The organism is Rhizobium sp. P2_G9, from assembly GCF_056403475.1.
The window spans coordinates 39,323-58,938 of sequence record NZ_JBFUFK010000009.1; the positions used below are offsets into that span (position 1 = coordinate 39,323).

Sequence of the window (19,616 nt, forward strand, 5' to 3'; positions counted from 1 at the left end):
AAGTAAGTTGCTATTTTGTTCTTGTTTTGCTAGCTTGTTGGAACCGAAGCAATGGCAGGTGGCCGATGGACGATAGGACAATCAGCGTTTCAATTCCAAGCGAGCGAGAGGAGTTCATTGCCGAGCAAATTGCCGCCGGTAATTTTTCCGATGAGAACGCGGTCGTTCGCGCCGGCCTCGAGGCACTTGAGCGGGAAACGAAGCTGCGAGAGCTTCGCAGGCTGATTGCCGAAGGGGATGCGGATATAGCACGTGGGGACTATATGACCTTCGATAAACCCGGCGACCTGACGCGCTATATCGTAGAAAACGCCAAAGCGCTCAAGTGATCCGGAAGCTGCAGTTTCATTATTCGAAGCGTGCACTCCGCGATCTCGCTGGTATCTACTGCTATCTTTTAGAGAAGGACCCAGCGGCCGCGACGCATATGGTAGCTGCCATCGAAAATAAGATTGTTTCGCTCGCTTCGTCCGGAAATACCGGCGTGTCGCGCGAGTGGCTTTCTCCGGGATTGCGTGCGTTCCCGTTCAAAGATAGGTGCATTTACTTCCGTGTCGATGCCGGCGACATGCAGATAATCAGAATTCTCCACGGAAGACAGGAAGTGAACTCAGAGCTTTTCGCTCCGGGTGCTGAAGATTGATGGCCAAATCCAAAACCCAGTTCATCTGCCAGAATTGCGGCACCGTGCATTCCCGCTGGGTGGGTAAGTGCGACGGTTGCGGCGCCTGGAACACGATCATCGAAGAAGACCCGACCGGCGGTATCGGCGGTGGACCGGCCAGGACGCCGAAGAAGGGTAGGGCGGTGACGTTGACCACGCTCTCGGGCGAAGTCGAGTATGCGCCTCGCATCGAAAGCGGCATTTCCGAACTTGACCGAGTGACCGGTGGCGGTTTCGTGCGCGGCTCGGCGGTGCTGATCGGCGGCGATCCCGGCATCGGCAAGTCGACACTGCTCATGCAGGCGGCGGCCGCTCTGGCCCGCCGTAGCAACCGCGTCATCTATGTCTCGGGCGAAGAGGCGGTGGCACAGGTCCGGCTACGCGCCCAGCGGCTCGATGCCGCCGACACCGGTGTGCTGCTCGCCGCTGAAACCAATGTCGAGGATATTCTCGCCACGCTCGCCGATGGCCCGCGTCCCGACCTCGTCATCATTGATTCGATCCAGACGCTGTGGAGCGATGTCGCCGACGCTGCGCCCGGCACGGTGACCCAGGTACGCGTTGGCGTCCAGGCGATGATCCGTTTCGCCAAACAGACGGGAGCGGCAATCGTGCTGGTCGGCCACGTCACGAAAGACGGCCAGATCGCAGGTCCGCGTGTCGTTGAACATATGGTCGACGCCGTGCTTTATTTCGAGGGAGATCGAGGTCACCACTACCGCATTATGCGTACGGTCAAGAACCGCTTCGGGCCGACCGACGAGATCGGCGTTTTCGAAATGTCCGACAAGGGCCTGCGCGAAGTCTCCAACCCGTCGGAACTTTTCCTCGGCGAACGCAATGCCAAGGCGCCTGGGGCTGCGGTCTTCGCGGGCATCGAAGGCACGCGGCCGGTGCTGGTCGAAGTGCAGGCGCTGGTGGCGCCAACCTCGCTGGGCACACCGCGTCGTGCGGTGGTTGGCTGGGACCAGAGCCGGCTGGCGATGATTCTCGCCGTGCTCGAGGCGCATTGCCGTGTGCGGCTTGGCAATTACGACGTCTACCTCAATGTTGCGGGCGGCTATCGCATTTCCGAACCGGCCGCCGACATCGCCGTGGCCGCGGCCCTGGTTTCGTCGCTGGCCGGTCTTGCTCTTCCGCAGGATTGCGTCTATTTCGGCGAAATCAGCCTCTCGGGGGCGGTCAGGCCGGTGAGCCACACGGGGTTGCGCCTTAAGGAAGCCGAAAAGCTCGGCTTTCAAAAGGCGGTGCTTGCCGATGGTTCGGCTGAGCTGTCAAAATCGCCGGCCGGCGGCTGGAGCGCGATCGAAGGTCTTATGGACCTCGTGGTGAAGATCGCCGGATCGAAACATGTGGGTCCGGAGGACCCGGCAGAGGATTGAGGCTTTCGTTTCCGCGCGCCGATGCTATAGGTGCCTTGAGGGACGAGTGGCGTTGAATGGACATACGCGCCGTATTGGAGAAGACTTTATGCCCATTACAGCTTTTGACGGTATTGTCCTCGGTGTGGCGCTGTTTTCTGCCGTGCTCGCCATGGTGCGCGGCTTTTCGCGCGAAGTGCTTTCTGTGGTGAGCTGGGTCGGCTCGGCCTACGCCGCCTATAAGCTCTATCCCTACGGCGTGCCTTACGCGAAGAACTTTATCCATGAGGACAAGTTCGCCATCATCGCCTCGGCCGCCATTATTTTCCTGGTTGCGCTGATCGTCATCTCCTTCATTACCATGCGCATTGCCGATATGATCATCGACAGCCGCATCGGTGCGCTCGACCGCACGCTGGGCTTCATCTTTGGCGCCGCGCGTGGTATCCTGATCATTGTTGTCGCCGTGCAGTTCTTCAATGAATGGGTGCCGAAGGAAAAGCATCCTGCCTGGGTGGCCAATGCCAAGTCCAAGCCCTTTCTCGATAATCTCGGCGAGAAGCTGAAGGCGGCGCTGCCGGAAGATATCGCGGCCCTGCTGCGCAAGAAGATCGAAGAGAAGATGAACAGCGACAAGACGCCCGCCAATGCAAATGCACCGGCGGATTCGGACACGGCGCCGGCGGACGACAACAATGCCACGGACACTGCGCCGGCCGACGACAATGCCAACAAGCCGGCGACGACGCAGCAGTAACGACATTGTGACGGCATGCCGTTAAGCATGCGGTGCAAAGCACGAGAATCTGGCGCGCAATCGGCCGGGACGACTTGAAATTGCCTTGCTTTTTCTTATGTTCCCGGCTTCTGTCAAGGTTGAGATCTATCTCGCCGAATGGATGAATGAACGGGCTTTGCCCTCCTGTCTCCCAACGAGCCGAAGGCTGCACATCGATGAACGAAGACGTTTCTCTGATCGACGAGAACGAGGCCGACGCATTTCATGACGAATGCGGCGTATTCGGCATTTTTGGCAAGCCCGAGGCGGCAGCCGTCGTGACGCTCGGCCTGCACGCGCTGCAGCACCGGGGCCAGGAAGCGGCAGGTATTGTTTCCTTCGACGGCAAGCAGTTCCGCATCGAGCGCCATGTCGGCCTCGTCGGTGACACTTTCACCAATTCGGCGGTGCTGGAGCGTTTGCCCGGTTCTCGCTCCATCGGCCATGTGCGCTATGCGACGACGGGCGGCGCGGGCTTGCGCAACGTCCAACCCTTTTTCGCCGAACTGGCCGGCGGCGGCTTCGCCGTGGCCCATAACGGCAACATCACCAATGCGCTGACACTGCAAAAAAACCTGCAGCGGCAGGGGGCAATCTTCCAGTCGACCTCGGACACCGAGACCATCCTGCACCTGATCGCGATGAGCAAGCAGGATCATCTCGTCGCGCGCTTCATTGATGCGTTGTCGCAGCTCGAAGGTGCTTATTCGCTGGTCGGCCTGTCGCAGAAAAAGATGATCGGCGCGCGCGATCCGCTCGGCATCCGGCCGCTGGTGCTGGGTGACCTCGACGGCGCCTATATCCTGGCGTCCGAGACCTGTGCGCTCGACATTATCGGTGCCCGCTACGTTCGCGACATCAAGCCGGGCGAAGTGGTCATTGTCACCGAGAAAGGCATTGAAAGCCTGTTTCCGTTCGACAAGCAAAGCCCGCGCTTCTGCATTTTCGAATATGTCTATTTCGCCCGTCCCGATTCGATCGTCGACGGTCGCAATGTCTATGAAGCGCGCAAGCAGATCGGTATCGAACTCGCCCGCGAGGCCGGGGTAGATGCGGATATCGTCATCCCGGTACCGGATTCCGGCGTGCCGGCGGCGATCGGCTTCTCGCAGGAATCGGGCATTCCGTTCGAGCTCGGCATCATTCGCAACCATTATGTTGGTCGCACCTTCATCCAGCCGACGGCGTCGATCCGCCACATGGGCGTCAAGCTCAAGCACAATCCCAACCGCCGCACCATCGAGGGTAAGCGCGTCGTCCTTGTCGATGATTCGATCGTCCGCGGAACAACCTCGCAGAAGATCGTCCAGCTTGTCCGCGATTGCGGCGCCAAGGAAGTGCATATGCGCATCGCCTCGCCGCCGACCATGTCGTCCTGCTTCTATGGCGTCGACACGCCGGAAAAATCCAAGCTGCTTGCGTCGCGCATGTCGATCGAGGAAATGGCTGCCTATATCAAGGTCGATTCGCTCTCCTTCCTGTCGATCGACGGCCTTTACCGTGCGGTCAAGGAGCCTTCGCGCAACAACAGCTGTCCCCAGTTCTGTGACGCCTGTTTCACCAGCCAGTATCCGACCCAGTTGACCGACCAGGAAGGCGTGAACAATATCCGCACGCTCGATCTTCTGGCGTATAACGGATAACAAGAATGTCTGATCTTTCCGGCCGCATCGCGGTGGTCACCGGTGCCTCGCGTGGCATCGGCTATTTTACGGCGCTCGAACTGGCGAAAAAGGGCGCGCATGTCGTCGCCTGCGCCCGCACGGTCGGCGGTCTTGAAGAGCTCGATGACGCCATCCGCGCCGAAGGTGGCAGCGCCACCCTGGTACCGTTCGACCTCGCCGACATGGCGGCCATCGACGCACTCGGCGGCGCGATTTTCGAACGCTGGGGCAAGCTCGATATCCTCGTCGCCAATGCCGGTGTGCTCGGCGGCATTTCGCCGATCGGCCATTTCGAGGCCAAGACCTTCGAGAAGGTAATGACGGTGAATGTCACGGCGACGTGGCGGTTGATCCGTTCCGTCGATCCGCTGATGCAGAAATCCGACCAGGGCAGGGCGCTCATCCTGACCTCCAGCCTGGCGCACAAGTGCAAACCCTTCTGGGGCGCCTATTCGGCCTCGAAGGCTGCGGTCGAGGCGCTGACGCGCACCTGGGCCTATGAGAGCGAGCGCCTGCCGCTGAGGGTGATCAGCGTTGACCCGGGCGGCACGCGGACGGCCATGCGGGCGCAAGCCTATCCCGGCGAAGATCCGGAAACATTGCCGCATCCGCGCGAAGTTGCCCGCGAAATTGCCGGCTTGACCGGCCCCGACATGACCGAGACCGGCAAGCTCTACATCGTCCGCGAGAAACGCTTCGCCGACTACAAGCTCCCTGAGTGAAGCGCAGGTCGTTTACCGTCGCGGCGCCGACCGCGTCGACCGGCGCCGAATCGGCTCTGCTGCCGGCGCCTGGTCAGGTGTGATATTCTTTTCGACGACGTCGCTGCGCCATCGTGAAGTCTTGTCGCGTCTGATCTGGATGGCTGCCGCCACCCGTAGTGCAGGCATATTTGCTGCAGGCGCCTGTTTATCATCCAGATGCTTTCCGGGAATATCCTAAAAGCCCGTCGCTACGACCTTCAATTTCCTCTAATTTTTTGCCAGACTGGTAAGACGGAGTCTTGGGGGATCTGGTGTTACACGCGGTCATTGCTGTTGTCGGAGCCGCTATTCTCGCCTGGGCCATTTCGGCCTGGCGGGAGAAGGCGCGGACGGGTCTGACTTATGGCCAATCCTTCTGGCGCACGCTGTTCAAATTCGCCTTCGGCATGCGCTTCGAGGGCTTCGACCAGGGGACGATCCTGACGGGATCGACCATTTACCTCGTTTCACGGCAATCGAAACTTGACCGTCCGCTGTTGAAAGCCTGCCTTCCGCTAGGCACCTTTCATTTGGATCTTTCTGGCGATGCCGAGCAGCTCTTGATATTGATGCGCTCGGTTGTGGTCGGCCGGGGCCATATCTGCCTCCATGTTCCGAAGGAAGTCGAGGCCAGTCCGGAGACGATGGCCCGTCTCGACCAGGTCGGCGCCCTTGCAAGGAAAACGGGTGCGCGCATCCTGCCGATCTTCATTCGCGGCACGCGGCTTTCGCTGCTGTCGCTCTGGCCCGAGGAGCAGGCTCCGCGCAGCATTCTGCCGCAGATCGTCGTCACCGCTGCTCCACCATTKATCGCCAATGAGGCGGATACCACCATCTTGGCGGACCATCTGCTGGACGGCCTGATGCTGGCAAAATTCCGATCGGTGAATCTGTCGCAGACGCTGTTTCAGTCCCTGTCGACGGCCGCCCGGGTCAATGGACTGGGCCGCAAGATCCTTGAAGATTCACTCGGCGCGCGTCTCACTTATCGGCAATTGCTGATCGGCGCACGGGTCTTGGCCGTCCGTTTCGCGGCCATGACACGTCCGCGCGAACCAGTCGGCGTGCTGCTGCCCAATGCCAGCGGAGCGGTGCTGGCGATTTCTGGGCTTTTTTCCGCCGGCCGCCCGGCCGCTGTGCTGAACTATACGGCTGGTCCGACCGCAGTCACATCAGCAATCAACACCGCGGCGATCCGTACCGTCCTGTCGTCGCGGGCTTTCATCGAAAAGGCCGATCTGCAGGACCTCGTGGCGCATATGCGCGCCAACGGAACGGCAGTGGTCTATCTCGAAGATCTCCGCAAGGAGATCGGCTCGCTGGAAAAATTCAAAGCCTTTCTCTCTTGCCGGCGTGCCGTGAGCAAGACCCGCGCGGAGGACGTCGCTGTCATTCTCTTCACTTCAGGGTCCGAGGGCGTGCCGAAAGGGGTGGCGTTGTCGTCGCGCAATCTCGTCGCCAACGCCGCCCAGGCCGATTGCCGGGTCGATATTTCACCGGCCGATAGCCTGTTCAACGTGCTGCCGCTCTTCCATTCCTTCGGTCTTCTGGGGGGCATGGTGCTGCCGCTGCTCTACGGCATCCGGCTCTATCTCTATCCGTCACCGCTGCATTACAAGATGATCCCGGCTACGGCACGAAAGACTGCTCCAACCGTCATGTTCGGCACAGACACTTTCTTGCACGGCTACGCGCGTGCGGCACGGGATGGCGATTTCGACAGCGTGCGTATGATCGTCGCCGGCGCCGAAGCGGTCAAGCCGGACACGCGCAAGGTTTATGCCGAGCGTTTTGGCGCACTGATCGTCGAGGGCTACGGTCTGACCGAGGCCTCGCCCGTCGTCGCCGTCAATTCTGCGAACTTCTTAAAGGAAGGCTCGGTCGGCAGGTTGCTCTCCGGCATGGAGATGCGTCTGGAACCGGTCGAGGGTATCGAAGAGGGGGGGCGGCTGCAGATCATGGGCCCGAACCTGATGCTCGGCTATCTGCTTGCCGACAAGCCGGGCGTGCTGCAGCCGCTGCCCGGCAAGTGGTACGACACCGGCGATATCGTTTCGATCGATATGCGCGGCTTCATCACCATCAGGGGCCGCGCCAAGCGCTTTGCCAAGATTGCCGGCGAAATGGTGTCTCTCAGCGCGGTGGAGGCGCTGGCGCAGCAACTCTGGCCGGATGCCCAGCACGCCGCCGTGGCAATTCCAGATCCGCGGCGCGGCGAGCGCATCGTGCTGGTCACCACCCAGCATCCGGCCGACAGGCATGATCTCATTACCCATGCCAGACGCAGCGGTGCGCCGGAACTCATGCTTCCTGACGACATCATCCCGATAGAGGCGATTCCCTTGCTCGGTAGCGGCAAGACCGACTATCCGAGCACCCAGGCGTTGGCGCTTTCGCGTATCAAGACCTAGTCACATCATTCGTGCGGGGTGTCATTCGTTTCCGGATGCGGCTTGTCATCCGGGACGACGCCTTCCTCGATCGCCGTTTCATGTTCCGGCAGCGACCCATAATGCTTGTGCCATTGCTTCGCCCCAAAAGGCAGGGTGCAGAGATAAAGGATGGACGTCGCCGCCAGCACTTCCCAGGTATAGGTCATCAACAGCGCGACATAGAGCACGACGATCAGGATGAAGGGCAGTGCATTCTCCCGGCGGATGACGCGCTGCGACTTGCCCGACCAGACGGGCACGCGGGAGACGAGGAGGTAGCCGATCGCCACCGTATAGGCTGCTGCGGCCCAGGCCGTGTATTTTGTCGCTTCGATGCCCAGGAAACCCAGATAGACCGGCAGCAATACCAGGAACGCGCCCGCGGGCGCCGGTACGCCGACAAAATATTCCGACAGCCACTGCGGCTTGTTCGGCCGCTCCGCCATGACGTTGAATCGCGCCAGCCTGAGGCCGGCCGAGATGGCGTAGATGAGCGCCGCGATCCAGCCGAGCGATTTCGCCTGGTCGAGCACATAGACATAAAGGACCAGCGCCGGCGCGACGCCGAAATTGACGATGTCGGCAAGCGAATCCATCTGCACGCCGAAATTCGACGTTGCATGCATCATCCGGGCGATGCGTCCGTCGATGCCGTCAAGGAAGGCGGCAAGTAGCACCATGGAGACAGCGAGTTCGAAGCGGCCCTCGAAGGCAAGCCGGATGCCGGTCAGGCCGGCGCAGATCGCCAGCACGGTGATGAGGTTCGGCACCATCATCCTGAGCGGAATTTCGCGCAGACGGGGTCCGCGCGGATTATCCGTTTTCGTCTCGTGGTTTTCGGAATGGCCGATTGGGGTGTCCATCTAAAGCCTCCGCGCCAGCACCGGCCCCTTTTCGGAGCCGAATTCCGCCAGCACCGTCTCGCCGGCAATGGCGTTCTGCCCGACGGTAACGCGCGGCGTAAACCCGTCCGGTAGGTAGACGTCGAGCCGCGAACCGAAACGGATCAGACCGAAACGCTCGCCGGCATCGAGTGGCGAGTTCGGCGTCGTCCAGCAAACGATCCGCCGCGCCACGAGGCCCGCAACCTGCACCACGCCAATCTGGCCGTGCACGGTGTCGAGGATCAGGCCATTGCGTTCGTTGTCGTCACTTGCTTTGTCGAGATCGGCGCTCAGGAACTTGCCCTCGCGATAGGCGATATGCTCGACGCGGCCGCGCATCGGCGCGCGGTTCACATGGCAGTTGAAGACATTCATGAAGATCGAGACCTTCAGCATCGGTGCGTCGGACAGGCCAAGCTCGGGCGGCGGCGGCGCCATGGTGATCAGCGAAACCTGCCCGTCAGCAGGGCTGAGCGCCCAATCTTCGTCCTGTGGCACCTGCCGCTCGGGGTCTCGGAAGAAATAGACACACCAGGCCGTCAGGATGAGGCCCAGCCAAAACAGTGGCAGCCATAGGAAGCCAAGGATGACGGAGACCGCGAAGAAGGCGACGATGAATTTATGTCCCTCGTGATGGATGGGGACGAACGTGTTCTTTATGCTGTCAACCAGGCTCATGGTCCGGATGGTTCCCTGTTTCGCCAAACGGCCTAGCGCGAAATGGCGCGGCCATCAACCGTGTTCGAGATTGATGGCCGCAACCTGCGCCGCAGCGAAGGCAGGTAAGAGGGGCACAACGTCAGGCCTGCCCGACATGCCGGCAACAATTGAGACATCAACGCTTCGCGCTATGCCTCCGTTTATGCTGCGAGGCCTGATGCTGAGGGATGTCATCCGTCGATCCGTCGCAGAGCGCATTACTGTTTTATGACAATCGGAGCCTTGGTCGCGTAGGGGTTCTTGAGTGACTCGTTCGAGTAGGGGCTTCCATATTTGCCGTAAGGGTTGTTGACGGAATCCTCGCTGTAGCGGCTGCCATATTTCCCATACGGATTTGAAATGGAATTCGGATCGAACTGGTTATCATTCAACTCGCCGAGATAGGTGCCATCAGGTGAAACCAGGTAGGCGGCTTGGGCGGAGCTGGCGAGCAAGGTGGCGGTCAGCGCCATCAATAAGAGTCTCATGAGCATTCTCCGTTTTTCATATGCTGTTGATTGAAAAATAAAGTTGAGAACAATCTGAGAGAAGTGCACGCAAAATCCCAGTCCCGCCCAGTGCGATGACTGGGCCGACAGACATGCATTTGCATGCATTCGATGCTCGGGTTGTTGTGGTCAGTTCTACAGCGAATCCGGGCAAATTTAAGTTTGTGACGATCGTTCAGAAAAATCGTCGCGCGTATCTCGGCCCCAGGCTCGTCAGCAATTCATAGCCGATGGTCCCTGCGGCGCGAGCGGCATCATCGACGCTGATATTGGGTCCGAACAATTCCACATAATCGCCTGTCTGGACACGATCTTCCGCAATGTCGCCGATGTCGAATGTCGCCAGGTCCATGGTGATTCGGCCAACCATTGGCACCCGCACTCCTGCGATGAAACCGAAAGCGCCCGGTGAACCGTGCTTGCGCAGAACAGTGCCCGCGCCGGACAGTGCCCGGTGCCAGCCGTCCGCATAGCCGGCGCCGACGATCGCGATGCGGCTGTCTCGCTCGAACCGATGCCTGGCGCCGTAGCTTGCGGCCTCGCCCGCCCGCACATCGCGGATTTGCAGGATGCGCGCTTCCGTCGTGACGACCGGCCGCATCAGATTTTGCATGCCTGTCACGGCCTCGCCGCCATAGAGCGAAATGCCCGGCCGGGTCAGGTCGAAATGGTAATCTGGCCCGAGGAGGATGCCGCCTGAATTGCAAAGACTGGATTCGATACCTTTGAAAAGCCGTGTAACCTCGCGGAAAGACTCGCATTGCCGCTGGTTCATCGGGTGATGTGGCTCATCCGAGCAGGCGAGATGGCTGAGCACGAGACCTGGCTTCAACGCCGGATCCGCGGCCAGCGATGCAGCCGCCGCGACAGTGAGCCCCAGCCGGTTCATGCCGGTGTCGACATAGAGTGCGTAAGGGTGATCCGGCGCGGCCGTCCGCAGGAAAGCATATTGCTCCATCGAGCCCACGACCGGGATGAGACCGTCCGCCAGCACCGGTGCCTCGACGCCGCGCCAGACGCCGTTCAGCACGAATATCCGCGCCTCGGGCGCCACGCGCCGCAGCCGGCTGCCTTCTTCAGGCGTTGCCACGAAGAAATCCCGGCATCCCGCCGCAGCCAGCGCCAGCCCGACTTCGGCCGCGCCCAACCCATAGGCATCCGCCTTCAACACCGCCGCCGTGCGCGCCTTGCCCGAGAGCCGGCAAAGGTCCTTCCAGTTCGCGACGATGGCACCGAGATCGACAGACAGCCGTGCGCTGGCATGGTCGAAAGCGGCGTCGGCGGGGAGGAAGGATTTCATTTCGTTCATGATGCGCTCTTATCGGCAAACCAGTCACCGAACAAGGCTGCCGGCACCGGGCACTTTTGTTCAAGACCGATGGCGGAATTTCGGCTATCACGCAGGGATGAACAATGTTTCGCAGCGGCAGGCAACGGAAGCCATGCCGGTCACCGCATCGGAGAATACCAGGTTCTGGAGGGACAGGCGCTTCCGGAGCATGGAGTGCATGGCTGCGACCTTCATCACCCATGAATTCGCCCCGCATGCGCATGACACGTTTTCGATCGGCGCGATCGAGGCCGGCTGCCAGATCGCCAAGATCCGTGGCGAGCGCGAATTCACCGGCCCCGGCGCCATCTATCTGCTCAATCCCGGCGAGATCCATGATGGCGCCCCGGGCATTCGCGAGGGCTACCGCTACCGGATGATCTATCCGGAGATCGGGTTGCTGACCGATATCCTCGAAGATGTGACCGGCCGCGCCTTTCACGGCACGCCGAGCTTTGCACGGCAATTGCTGACCGATCCGGAACTTGCCGCTGCCTTCCAACGCGCCCATCGGCTGACGGAAGAAGGCAAGGATCAACTTGCCGCCGAGGAGGGCATATTCGGCGTATTGGCGGAAATGTTCGCGCGCTACGGCAGCATTATCATCGCGCCGCCGAAAGGCGACGACCGTACGGGGCTGCGCCGTGCCCGCGATTTCATTGCCGAGAATTTTGCTACGGATATTGCGCTAGAAGACCTGGTCCGCATTTCGGGCCTCAGCCGCGCGCATCTCATCCGCGCCTTCCGCAAGCAGTATTACATCACGCCGCATGCCTTCCAAACCGATATGCGCATCCGCCATGCGCGCCGGCTGCTGAGATCGGGCGGCGCTCTTTCGGATGTCGCCGTGGAATGCGGTTTTGCCGACCAGGCGCATTTTACCCGCCATTTCAAGGCGCGCACCGGCGTGACGCCGGCGGTGTTCCGCAACGGCTGAAACACGCTGCGCTCGCGCACTTTCATTCAAGACATGTCCGGCCGAGGTCGCTATCCAGGCACACCGTCGAAGGAGATATCATGACCTGGAAAAGCGAGTTTCTGGCCGGCATGCGCACGATTGCCCCGATCATCGTCGCGGCCATGCCGATCGGATTGGTATTTGGTGCCGTGGCCGCGTCCAAAGGGCTCTCGCCGCTGGAGGCGACGCTGATGAGCGCAATGGTGTTCGCCGGCGGCTCGCAATTCGTGGCAATGAATATCTGGACACATCCGGCGTCCTGGACGGCGCTCGGTTTCGCAGCCTTGCTGGTCAATATCCGCCATGTGCTGATGGGCGCGTCGCTTGGCCGTAAATTGCAGGCTTTCTCGCCCCTGCAGAAATATGTCGGCGTCCTGGTCATGGCCGATGAGAATTGGGCAATGTCGGAAGCGCGGGCGCGCAAGACGACACTCACCCCGGCTTATTATGCCGGCCTGGCGGTGCCTTTTTATCTCAATTGGGTGGTCTGCAGTCTGATCGGCGCCGTGCTTGGCGCCCTTCTCGGCGATCCCACAGCCATCGGGCTCGATTTTGCCTTTCCGGCCGTGTTCATCGTCCTGGTGATCGGCTTCTGGAAGGGACCGGCGACGGGCCTGGTTCTGATCGCCAGCGCCGTCGCTGCGATCGCGGTGCATCATTTCGTGCCCGGCGCCTGGTACATCGCCGCAGGTGCCGCGGCCGGCCTGATGGCAGCGCTCATTGGCGGCCGGTTCAGAAGATTGGCGGTAGCGCAATGAGCCTTGACCTCAACACTTTCCTTGCCATTCTCGCCATGGCTGCAGCGACGATATTGACCCGTGTCTCCGGCATCTTCCTGCTGCGTTATCTGTCGATCGGCGAGCAGACCCGCGAAGTGCTCGATGCCATCCCGCCAGCCGTCCTGATGGCGGTGATTGCGCCGACGGCGCTGGCAACCGGTTGGGCGGAAACAATCGCCTGCGCGGTTACTGCGCTTGCGGCCATGCGCCTGCCGCTGCTGGTCTGCGTGGTGATCGGGGTGGCGAGCGTGGTGGCGCTGAGGGCGGCTGGGCTATAGACCGGTATTGCGAGTCTCGCGCCGATGATATATGGGTGCGATACTTGTATCGCAGGAGAGGCAAATGCCGCTTTCCATACGCCTGCCGGCAGATATTGAGGCCCGGCTTGACGATCTCGCCAACCGCACGGGCCGCAGCAAAACCTTTTATGTCACTGAGGCCATCCGCGAACATCTCGGCGATCTTGAGGATCTCTTTTTGGCGGAACAACGTCTGATCGACATTCAAAGCGGTAAGACGAAGACGATTCCCCTCGAAGAGCTGTTGAAGCGACATGGCTTGGACGATTGAATTCGATCCGGCTGCTGCCAAGGAGCTTGATAAACTCGGCTCCGTCAATACCAAACGCATCCTGCGCTTTCTTTACGATCGTGTTTCCAGACTCGATGATCCGCGCAGTATCGGCGAGGCCTTGAAGGGCTCCAAGTTGGGAGAGTTCTGGAAATACCGGGTTGGCGATTACCGCGTCATCTCTCGGATCGAAGACGATAGGTTTATCATTCTCGTTGTCAAAATCGGAAATCGGAGAGAGGTCTATCGTTAGCAATTGAGCAGGGGCGATTTAAGTCGCCCCTGCAGCCATTCAACCATATTCGATCAATGCTCGTACTGCGTAAAGCTCTGGTCCGCCAGATCCGTAAACCGCGTAAACTCTGACTGGAACGCGAGCTTCACCGTCCCCGTCGGTCCGTGGCGCTGCTTGGCGATGATGACGTCGGCCGTGCCCTTGACCTTGTCCATCTGCTGCTCCCACTCGGCATATTTCGGATCGTCTGGATCGCGCGGCTCGGAGTTCTTGACGTAATATTCCTCGCGGAACACGAACAGCACGACGTCGGCGTCCTGCTCGATCGAGCCCGATTCGCGCAGGTCCGAGAGCTGCGGCCGCTTGTCGTCACGGCTTTCCACCTGGCGGGAGAGCTGCGACAAGGCGATGATCGGTACGCCGAGCTCCTTGCCGAGCGCTTTCAGGCCGGTGGTGATCTCGGTGATTTCCTGCACGCGGTTTTCGCCCGACTTTTTCGAGCCGGTCATCAGCTGGATGTAGTCGATGACCAGGACGTCAAGGCCGCGCTGGCGCTTGAGGCGGCGGGCGCGGGCGGCGAGCTGGGCGATCGAGATGCCGCCGGTCTGGTCGATGAACAGCGGGATCTTCTGCATCATTTGCGAGCAGGCGACGAGCTTTTCGAAATCGGCCTCGGTAATGTCACCGCGGCGGATCTTCGACGACGACACTTCGGTTTGTTCCGAGATGATACGGGTGGCGAGCTGTTCGGACGACATTTCCAACGAATAGAAGCCGACCACGCCGCCATTCTTCGCCTTGAACGAGCCGTCAGGCATCACCTCAGGCTCATAGGCCGCGGCGATGTTGTAGGCGATATTGGTAGCGAGCGAGGTCTTTCCCATGCCCGGCCGGCCGGCCAGGACGATCAGGTCGGATTTCTGCAACCCGCCCATCCTGGCGTCGAGCGCCATGATGCCGGTGGAAATGCCGGAAAGATTGCCATCACGTTCGAAGGCTGCCCCCGCCATGTCGATCGCCTGCGCCACGGCATCGGCAAAGGATTGGAAGCCGCCGTCATAGCGGCCGGTCTCTGCGAGTTCGAACAGCCGCCGTTCGGTATCCTCGATCTGCGTTTGCGGCGGCATGTCGAGCGGCGCGTCATAGGCGATGTTGACCATGTCTTCGCCGATGGTGATCAGCGAGCGGCGTAGCGCCAGATCATAGATCGCCCGGCCATAATCCTCGGCATTGATGATCGACACGGCGTCGGCCGCAAGCCGCGCCAGGTACTGTGCCACGGTCAGGTCGCCCACCTTGTCGTCGGCCGGCAGGAAGGTTTTGATGGTCACCGGATTGGCCGTCTTGCCCATGCGGATGATGTCGCCCGCCACCTCGAAGATGCGGCGGTGCAGCGGCTCATGCCAGTGGATCGGCTTCAAAAAATCCGACACCCGGTAGAAGGCGTCATTGTTGACCAGGATTGCGCCCAGAAGCGCCTGTTCCGCCTCGATATTGTTCGGCGCCTCGCGATAATGCGGCGCGGCCTCGGTATTGCTGATCGCGGCCAATCTGCGCGCTGCGTCCTTCATGTTCCTGCCCGTCATCATTTTGTCGTAAGCGCGATCCTATAGACCGGAGCGCCTCTAGATGCAGATGAATCTTGCCAATCCGTTAACTTGTGTCCGATGTCCACAGGAGTTCGGATTCGGTGGACAAGAAAATGAATCCTGCATCAAATCATTGACTGTGGCACCGACTCGAATAGAGAACAGATATAGAACAAAAAGGCCCGCACCGAAAGGTGCAGGCCGCGGCTAGACTGGATGTAAAATAGCCTATTCGGCTGCTTGTTGCGGGAATGTTGCCGCACCCACGCCCTGCTTCTGCTCGAGATTGCGCAGGCAGGCCTCTGCGGTCCCGATATAGTCGCGGGTCAGCGGAACGGCTTCCTGATCATGCGCAAGCTGGAACTGGAAGACCACCATGTTCTGCCAGCGGAAGGAACTTTCGGAGCCGGCGAGGTAGAATTCCCAGATGCGGCAGAATTTTTCGTCGTAGAGCTTCTTGGCCTCCTCGCGGCGGGCCATGAAGCGCTCGCGCCAGGCGCGCAGCGTCTCGGCATAGTGCAGGCGCAGCACTTCGACGTCGGTGATCTTGAGGCCCGAACGCTGGATGGACGGCATCACTTCCGACATTGCCGGGATATAGCCGCCAGGGAAAATATACTTCTCAATGAAGGCGTTCGTCGTCGAAGGCACATCAGTACGGCCGATCGTGTGCAGCAGCATCACGCCGTCCTTCTTGAGCAGATGCGCCGATTTGCGGAAATATTCGTCGTAGAACGGCCGGCCGACATGTTCGAACATGCCGACGGAGACAATACGGTCGAACTTTTCCTCGATATGCCGATAGTCCTGCAGTTCGAAGCGCAGCCGGTCGGCCATGCCGCTATCGGCGGCGCGCTGCTTGGCGATACCGAGCTGCTCGTCGGAAAGCGTCACGCCCTTGACCTTGGCGCCGAGGAAACGGGCGAGATAAAGCGCCATGCCGCCCCAGCCACAGCCGATGTCGAGCACGGAAAGGCCTGGCCTGCTCATCACCATCTTCGCCGCAATGTGACGCTTCTTGGCGAGCTGAGCCTGTTCGAGATCGGTGTCCGGCGTTTCGAAATAGGCGCAGGAATACTGACGGTCGGCGTCGAGGAAGAGGTCATAGAGCGCGCCGGTCAGATCATAATGGTGCTGCACGTTCTTGCGCGAGCGGGAAGCGATATTGTTCTCGGTGAAATGCCGAAGCTTGTAGCGAATCGTTTCGATCGCCTTCATCCACGACTTTTTCTCGTAGGTGCCGCCCGGGTTGCCGGCAAAAATCGTTTCGAGCAGGGAATAGACGTCACCCTGGATGATATCGACCATGCCCTCGGCATAGCAGTAGCCGAGATAGAATTCCGGATCCCAGAGCACGAGACGCTCGGCCTTGGTTGAATTGAAACGCAAATGAACCGGTTTGCCGCTGCCGTCGCCATGAGACTTGGTCTTGCCATTTGCATAGGTCACCTTGAGGCTGCCCTTGACAACGGCTTTGGCAATGAACCCGTCGAGAATCCCGTTGAACATTCGATCACCACGCACTTTGATGGCGGCTTCGCCGCCACGCAACGCTCGCGCGGTGGTTTCGGCCGACGTTACAAAACGTTAATGTTTGGTAAACTTATCAAAACGCAGCTAGTCGTCAACTATATTGAACGAACGTTTTATGTGGGCGAGGGGACAGTCGGCCAAAAAACGTCACATATGGTTAATTTCAAAAAAGAAGAACCTCCGGCTAGGCCGAAGGTTCCGTTCGAGAAGATCTTCAAATCGGTAAGATTAGAGCTCTTCGCCGTGTTCGAGCTGGTTCGGATCGAAGAAGTCTTCCGGCTTCAGCGCATCTTCGTCGACACCGTAGATGGCGTCAGCGGAGGTGAGGCTTTCGCCCTTGGCCTGGCGGACGGCTTCGTCGGCCGAACGGGCGACGTTGAGCGAAATCTCGATCTCGACTTCCGCATGCAGGTGCAGCGTGACCTTGTGCAGGCCGATTTCCTTGATCGGATGGTTGAGATCGACCTGGTTGCGGCCGATGTTGAAGCCTTCCGAGGCAAGCGTCTCGATGACGTCGCGAGCGGCAACCGATCCGTAGAGCTGGCCGGTTTCACCGGCCGAGCGGACGATGACGAAGCTCTTGCCTTCGAGCTTGTCGGCAACCGTCCGGGCTTCGCTTTTGCGCTCGAGATTGCGGGCTTCGAGCGTGGCGCGCTCGGCTTCGAAACGCTTCTTGTTGCCTTCGTTGGCGCGCAGCGCCTTGCCCATCGGCAGCAGGAAATTGCGGGCATAGCCGTCGCGCACCTTCACGGTCTCGCCCATCTGGCCGAGCTTGTTGACGCGTTCGAGGAGAATGACTTCCATTTTATGTTCCTTTCAGTTCGAATTGTTGGAGGTCTGGTTGGGTCTTGCCGGCGTCAGCGCGATGGCGCGACGCGGATTTGCGAGGCCGCCGGCGATCGCGATCACGACCGTCAGCGGCGGGAAAATCACGGTGACGAGATAGACGAGAATGAGCGCCGGCAGCGCCCAGGGTTTTTCACGCACCGCATTGTGGATGATGGCGAAGCCCGAAAGCAGATAGCCACCGGCCATGGCGCCGGCAAAGGAGGCGCCGATAATGGCGGCTTTGTCGCCGGCGAACATCAGCACGACGCCCGCGAGAAACACGACGATCGACAGCCGGTTCATCCTGAGGCTGGCGCGAATGTCCTCGCGCGGACGCACGCTGCGGCCGATTGCTGTCAGAATGCGCATGGCAAAGTAGAAGCCGGCAAACAACTGAACCATATTGCCGATCCCTTGTCCGAACGGCAGAAAGGTCTTGATCGCGACAATCAGTTGCGGCCTTAGATCCTGAGTGACGAGACTTGGATTGATCTCCGAAGCCATCTGGATCACCTGATCGGCCGCCAGCTCATAGGTCGCCGTTGTCTGTAGCATCAGCAAGAATATCGTTGCCAGCGCAACCAGCGTAGCACCGGCGAGCAGCATGTCGGAGAGCGGGTACCAAGCAAGCGAAGTCTCAGGCCCACCGATTTCTGCGGCGGGTCGCGCTAGGCTGGCAAGCTGGCTCATCACAGCCGCCGGCAGAAGTGTGATCAGGAGCACTAGCGCGAAAAGTGGCGAAGACGTCAACGCGCCCAGGGCGAGCGCCACGGTCACGACCGCAACGATGCCTGCCACCCGACCGAAGCCGAGGCCGGCGATGAAGAGAAGCGTAATGGCTACAAGCTGGGGAACGATTTGCACGTAGACGGACACAGCCATCAATATGGCTGCGGCCAAGCCGGCAACAATGCCGATCAGGATCGGGTTGGCAGTCGGTTTCATCGTTCTCGCTGTCCTGTTCATTCAAGCGAATGAAGCAGTTAGGGGTTTGTCCTGAATTGAGATCTCAGGTCCCCAACATGGGATTTAGGTTTTCCGATCCGCGCCCATCGCGGAAGGGAGGAGGAAGGCGAAGCCGCCTTCCCGTGAGTCAGGCTGCGACAGTTGCCGCAGAGTCATGCCGTAGCGATTGCTTAGGCGACGACGTAGGGCAGAAGGCCCAGGAAGCGGGCGCGTTTGATGGCCTGGGCCAGTTCGCGCTGCTTCTTCTGCGACACCGCAGTGATGCGGGACGGGACGATCTTGCCACGCTCGGAAATGTAGCGCGACAGCAGCTTGACGTCCTTGTAGTCGATCCGCGGCGCATTGGCACCCGAGAACGGGCAGGTCTTGCGGCGACGATGGAACGGACGGCGGGCCGGTGAGGAAGAGGAAGTATCAGCCATGGTGAGATCTCCTTAGTTGTCGCGCGGACGGAAGGGACGGTCGCCATCGCGGCGCGGCGGACGATCGCCATCGTCACGGCGCGGCGGACGATCGCCACGCGGAGAGAACGGACGGTCGCCATCTTCGCGGCGCGGACGGTCGTCGCGATCGCGCTTCTGCATCATGGCGGACGGGCCTTCTTCATGGGCTTCGACCTTGATGCTCATGAAGCGCAGGATGTCTTCGTTATAGCGCTGCTGGCGCTCGATTTCCTGCACGGCGCCGGCCGGGGCGTCGATGTCCATCAGCACGTAGAAGGCCTTGCGGTTCTTCTTGATGCGGTAGGTGAGGGACTTGAGGCCCCAGTTCTCGATACGGCCGACCTTGCCGCCGGCAGCTTCCACGACGCCTTTGTAGGTTTCGACGAGCGCGTCGACCTGCGTGGCGGCAATGTCCTGCCGGGCAAGGAAAATATGTTCATAGAGAGCCATGAAACTCTTTGCCTTTCTTGCGTTTCATCAATCCCACCCGGTTTGGCGCCAAGCCTCAACGACTGTTCTCAGGTTGCGGCGCGAACCGCGGTGCAAGAAAAGCGTTTTTTCGGTACGGTCGAGAGCGGAGACACGGGAAGCCGGAACCCTGTGGTTCCAAACGGTTTCGTCGCCAAAACCGGCCTTCCGTACAGCCACCAG

22 protein-coding genes are annotated in these 19,616 nt (G+C 60.3%); 12 read left to right on the forward strand and 10 right to left on the reverse strand.

From position 1 onward, the window contains the following. Positions 1-65 precede the first annotated feature (65 nt). The 7 genes from AC1DYF_RS09355 to AC1DYF_RS09385 all read left to right on the forward strand — a co-directional run bounded on the left by AC1DYF_RS09355 (position 66) and on the right by AC1DYF_RS09385 (position 7,621). Positions 66-329 carry a type II toxin-antitoxin system ParD family antitoxin gene (locus tag AC1DYF_RS09355; RefSeq protein WP_477876438.1) on the forward strand — a complete coding sequence of 88 codons (264 nt, stop codon included), beginning with the start codon at positions 66-68 and terminating at the stop codon, positions 327-329. Next, a complete protein-coding gene (locus AC1DYF_RS09360; protein ID WP_477876439.1) occupies positions 326-643 on the forward strand; it encodes a type II toxin-antitoxin system RelE/ParE family toxin in 318 nt (105 codons plus the stop codon). The genes AC1DYF_RS09355 and AC1DYF_RS09360 overlap by 4 nt, the downstream gene beginning before the upstream one ends. Then, positions 643-2,046 (forward strand): DNA repair protein RadA, encoded by a 1,404-nt coding sequence (radA, locus tag AC1DYF_RS09365; protein WP_477876440.1) that lies wholly within the window; start codon positions 643-645, stop codon positions 2,044-2,046. The genes AC1DYF_RS09360 and radA overlap by 1 nt, the downstream gene beginning before the upstream one ends. Positions 2,047-2,134: 88 nt before the next feature. After that, positions 2,135-2,782 (forward strand): CvpA family protein, encoded by a 648-nt coding sequence (locus tag AC1DYF_RS09370; protein ID WP_477876441.1) that lies wholly within the window; start codon positions 2,135-2,137, stop codon positions 2,780-2,782. A 197-nt stretch (positions 2,783-2,979) separates the two neighbouring features. Next, positions 2,980-4,446, forward strand: a complete 1,467-nt coding sequence (gene purF / locus AC1DYF_RS09375) for an amidophosphoribosyltransferase (protein WP_477876442.1) — start codon at positions 2,980-2,982, stop codon at positions 4,444-4,446. 5 nt (positions 4,447-4,451) lie between these two features. Next, a complete protein-coding gene (locus tag AC1DYF_RS09380) occupies positions 4,452-5,189 on the forward strand; it encodes an SDR family NAD(P)-dependent oxidoreductase (RefSeq protein WP_477876443.1) in 738 nt (245 codons plus the stop codon). A gap of 293 nt (positions 5,190-5,482) precedes the next feature. Further along, the gene (locus AC1DYF_RS09385) at positions 5,483-7,621 is read left to right on the forward strand and encodes an AMP-binding protein (protein WP_477876444.1); all 2,139 of its coding nucleotides are present in this window, start codon (positions 5,483-5,485) and stop codon (positions 7,619-7,621) included. 5 nt (positions 7,622-7,626) lie between these two features. Here AC1DYF_RS09385 and pssA read toward each other — a convergent pair whose 3' ends face one another. The 4 genes from pssA to alr form a co-directional block, all read right to left on the reverse strand. Beyond that, positions 7,627-8,505, reverse strand: a complete 879-nt coding sequence (gene pssA, locus AC1DYF_RS09390; protein ID WP_477876445.1) for a CDP-diacylglycerol--serine O-phosphatidyltransferase — start codon at positions 8,503-8,505, stop codon at positions 7,627-7,629. Next, positions 8,506-9,204, reverse strand: a complete 699-nt coding sequence (locus AC1DYF_RS09395) for a phosphatidylserine decarboxylase (protein ID WP_477876446.1) — start codon at positions 9,202-9,204, stop codon at positions 8,506-8,508. Positions 9,205-9,443: 239 nt separating this feature from the next. Then, complete coding sequence (locus tag AC1DYF_RS09400; RefSeq protein ID WP_477876447.1) at positions 9,444-9,713, reverse strand: hypothetical protein; 270 nt, start codon at positions 9,711-9,713, stop codon at positions 9,444-9,446. Positions 9,714-9,909: 196 nt separating this feature from the next. After that, positions 9,910-11,043: an alanine racemase gene (gene alr / locus AC1DYF_RS09405; RefSeq protein WP_477876448.1), complete on the reverse strand. Its 1,134-nt coding sequence runs from the start codon at positions 11,041-11,043 to the stop codon at positions 9,910-9,912. A 97-nt stretch (positions 11,044-11,140) separates the two neighbouring features. On the opposite strand from alr, the gene AC1DYF_RS09410 reads away from it, so the two are divergent. The 5 genes from AC1DYF_RS09410 (at position 11,141) to AC1DYF_RS09430 (ending at position 13,624) form a co-directional block, all read left to right on the forward strand. Then, positions 11,141-12,001, forward strand: coding sequence for an AraC family ligand binding domain-containing protein (locus tag AC1DYF_RS09410; protein WP_477876449.1), 861 nt, complete (start codon positions 11,141-11,143; stop codon positions 11,999-12,001). An 80-nt stretch (positions 12,002-12,081) separates the two neighbouring features. After that, a complete protein-coding gene (locus AC1DYF_RS09415; RefSeq protein WP_477876450.1) occupies positions 12,082-12,780 on the forward strand; it encodes an AzlC family ABC transporter permease in 699 nt (232 codons plus the stop codon). Beyond that, complete coding sequence (locus tag AC1DYF_RS09420) at positions 12,777-13,079, forward strand: AzlD family protein (RefSeq protein ID WP_477876451.1); 303 nt, start codon at positions 12,777-12,779, stop codon at positions 13,077-13,079. Before AC1DYF_RS09415 ends, AC1DYF_RS09420 begins: the two co-directional genes overlap by 4 nt. A 64-nt stretch (positions 13,080-13,143) precedes the next feature. Continuing rightward, entirely contained in the window at positions 13,144-13,371 is a 228-nt protein-coding gene (gene relB, locus AC1DYF_RS09425; protein WP_477876452.1) for a type II toxin-antitoxin system RelB family antitoxin, read from the forward strand. Then, positions 13,355-13,624 carry a type II toxin-antitoxin system RelE family toxin gene (locus AC1DYF_RS09430; protein ID WP_477876453.1) on the forward strand — a complete coding sequence of 90 codons (270 nt, stop codon included), beginning with the start codon at positions 13,355-13,357 and terminating at the stop codon, positions 13,622-13,624. Before relB ends, AC1DYF_RS09430 begins: the two co-directional genes overlap by 17 nt. 53 nt (positions 13,625-13,677) lie before the next feature. Here AC1DYF_RS09430 and AC1DYF_RS09435 read toward each other — a convergent pair whose 3' ends face one another. The 6 genes from AC1DYF_RS09435 to rpsF all read right to left on the reverse strand — a co-directional run bounded on the left by AC1DYF_RS09435 (position 13,678) and on the right by rpsF (position 19,415). Next, entirely contained in the window at positions 13,678-15,177 is a 1,500-nt protein-coding gene (locus AC1DYF_RS09435; protein WP_477876454.1) for a replicative DNA helicase, read from the reverse strand. Positions 15,178-15,423: 246 nt separating this feature from the next. Next, complete coding sequence (locus AC1DYF_RS09440; RefSeq protein ID WP_477876455.1) at positions 15,424-16,704, reverse strand: class I SAM-dependent methyltransferase; 1,281 nt, start codon at positions 16,702-16,704, stop codon at positions 15,424-15,426. Positions 16,705-16,956: 252 nt separating this feature from the next. Beyond that, a complete protein-coding gene (gene rplI / locus AC1DYF_RS09445) occupies positions 16,957-17,532 on the reverse strand; it encodes a 50S ribosomal protein L9 (RefSeq protein WP_477876456.1) in 576 nt (191 codons plus the stop codon). A 12-nt stretch (positions 17,533-17,544) separates the two neighbouring features. Next, on the reverse strand, positions 17,545-18,501 hold the full coding sequence (locus AC1DYF_RS09450; protein ID WP_477876457.1) for a DUF2232 domain-containing protein: 957 nt from the start codon (positions 18,499-18,501) through the stop codon (positions 17,545-17,547). 191 nt (positions 18,502-18,692) lie between these two features. Continuing rightward, complete coding sequence (rpsR, locus tag AC1DYF_RS09455) at positions 18,693-18,944, reverse strand: 30S ribosomal protein S18 (protein WP_477876458.1); 252 nt, start codon at positions 18,942-18,944, stop codon at positions 18,693-18,695. 12 nt (positions 18,945-18,956) lie between these two features. Further along, positions 18,957-19,415: a 30S ribosomal protein S6 gene (gene rpsF / locus AC1DYF_RS09460; RefSeq protein WP_477876459.1), complete on the reverse strand. Its 459-nt coding sequence runs from the start codon at positions 19,413-19,415 to the stop codon at positions 18,957-18,959. Positions 19,416-19,616: the final 201 nt, after the last annotated feature.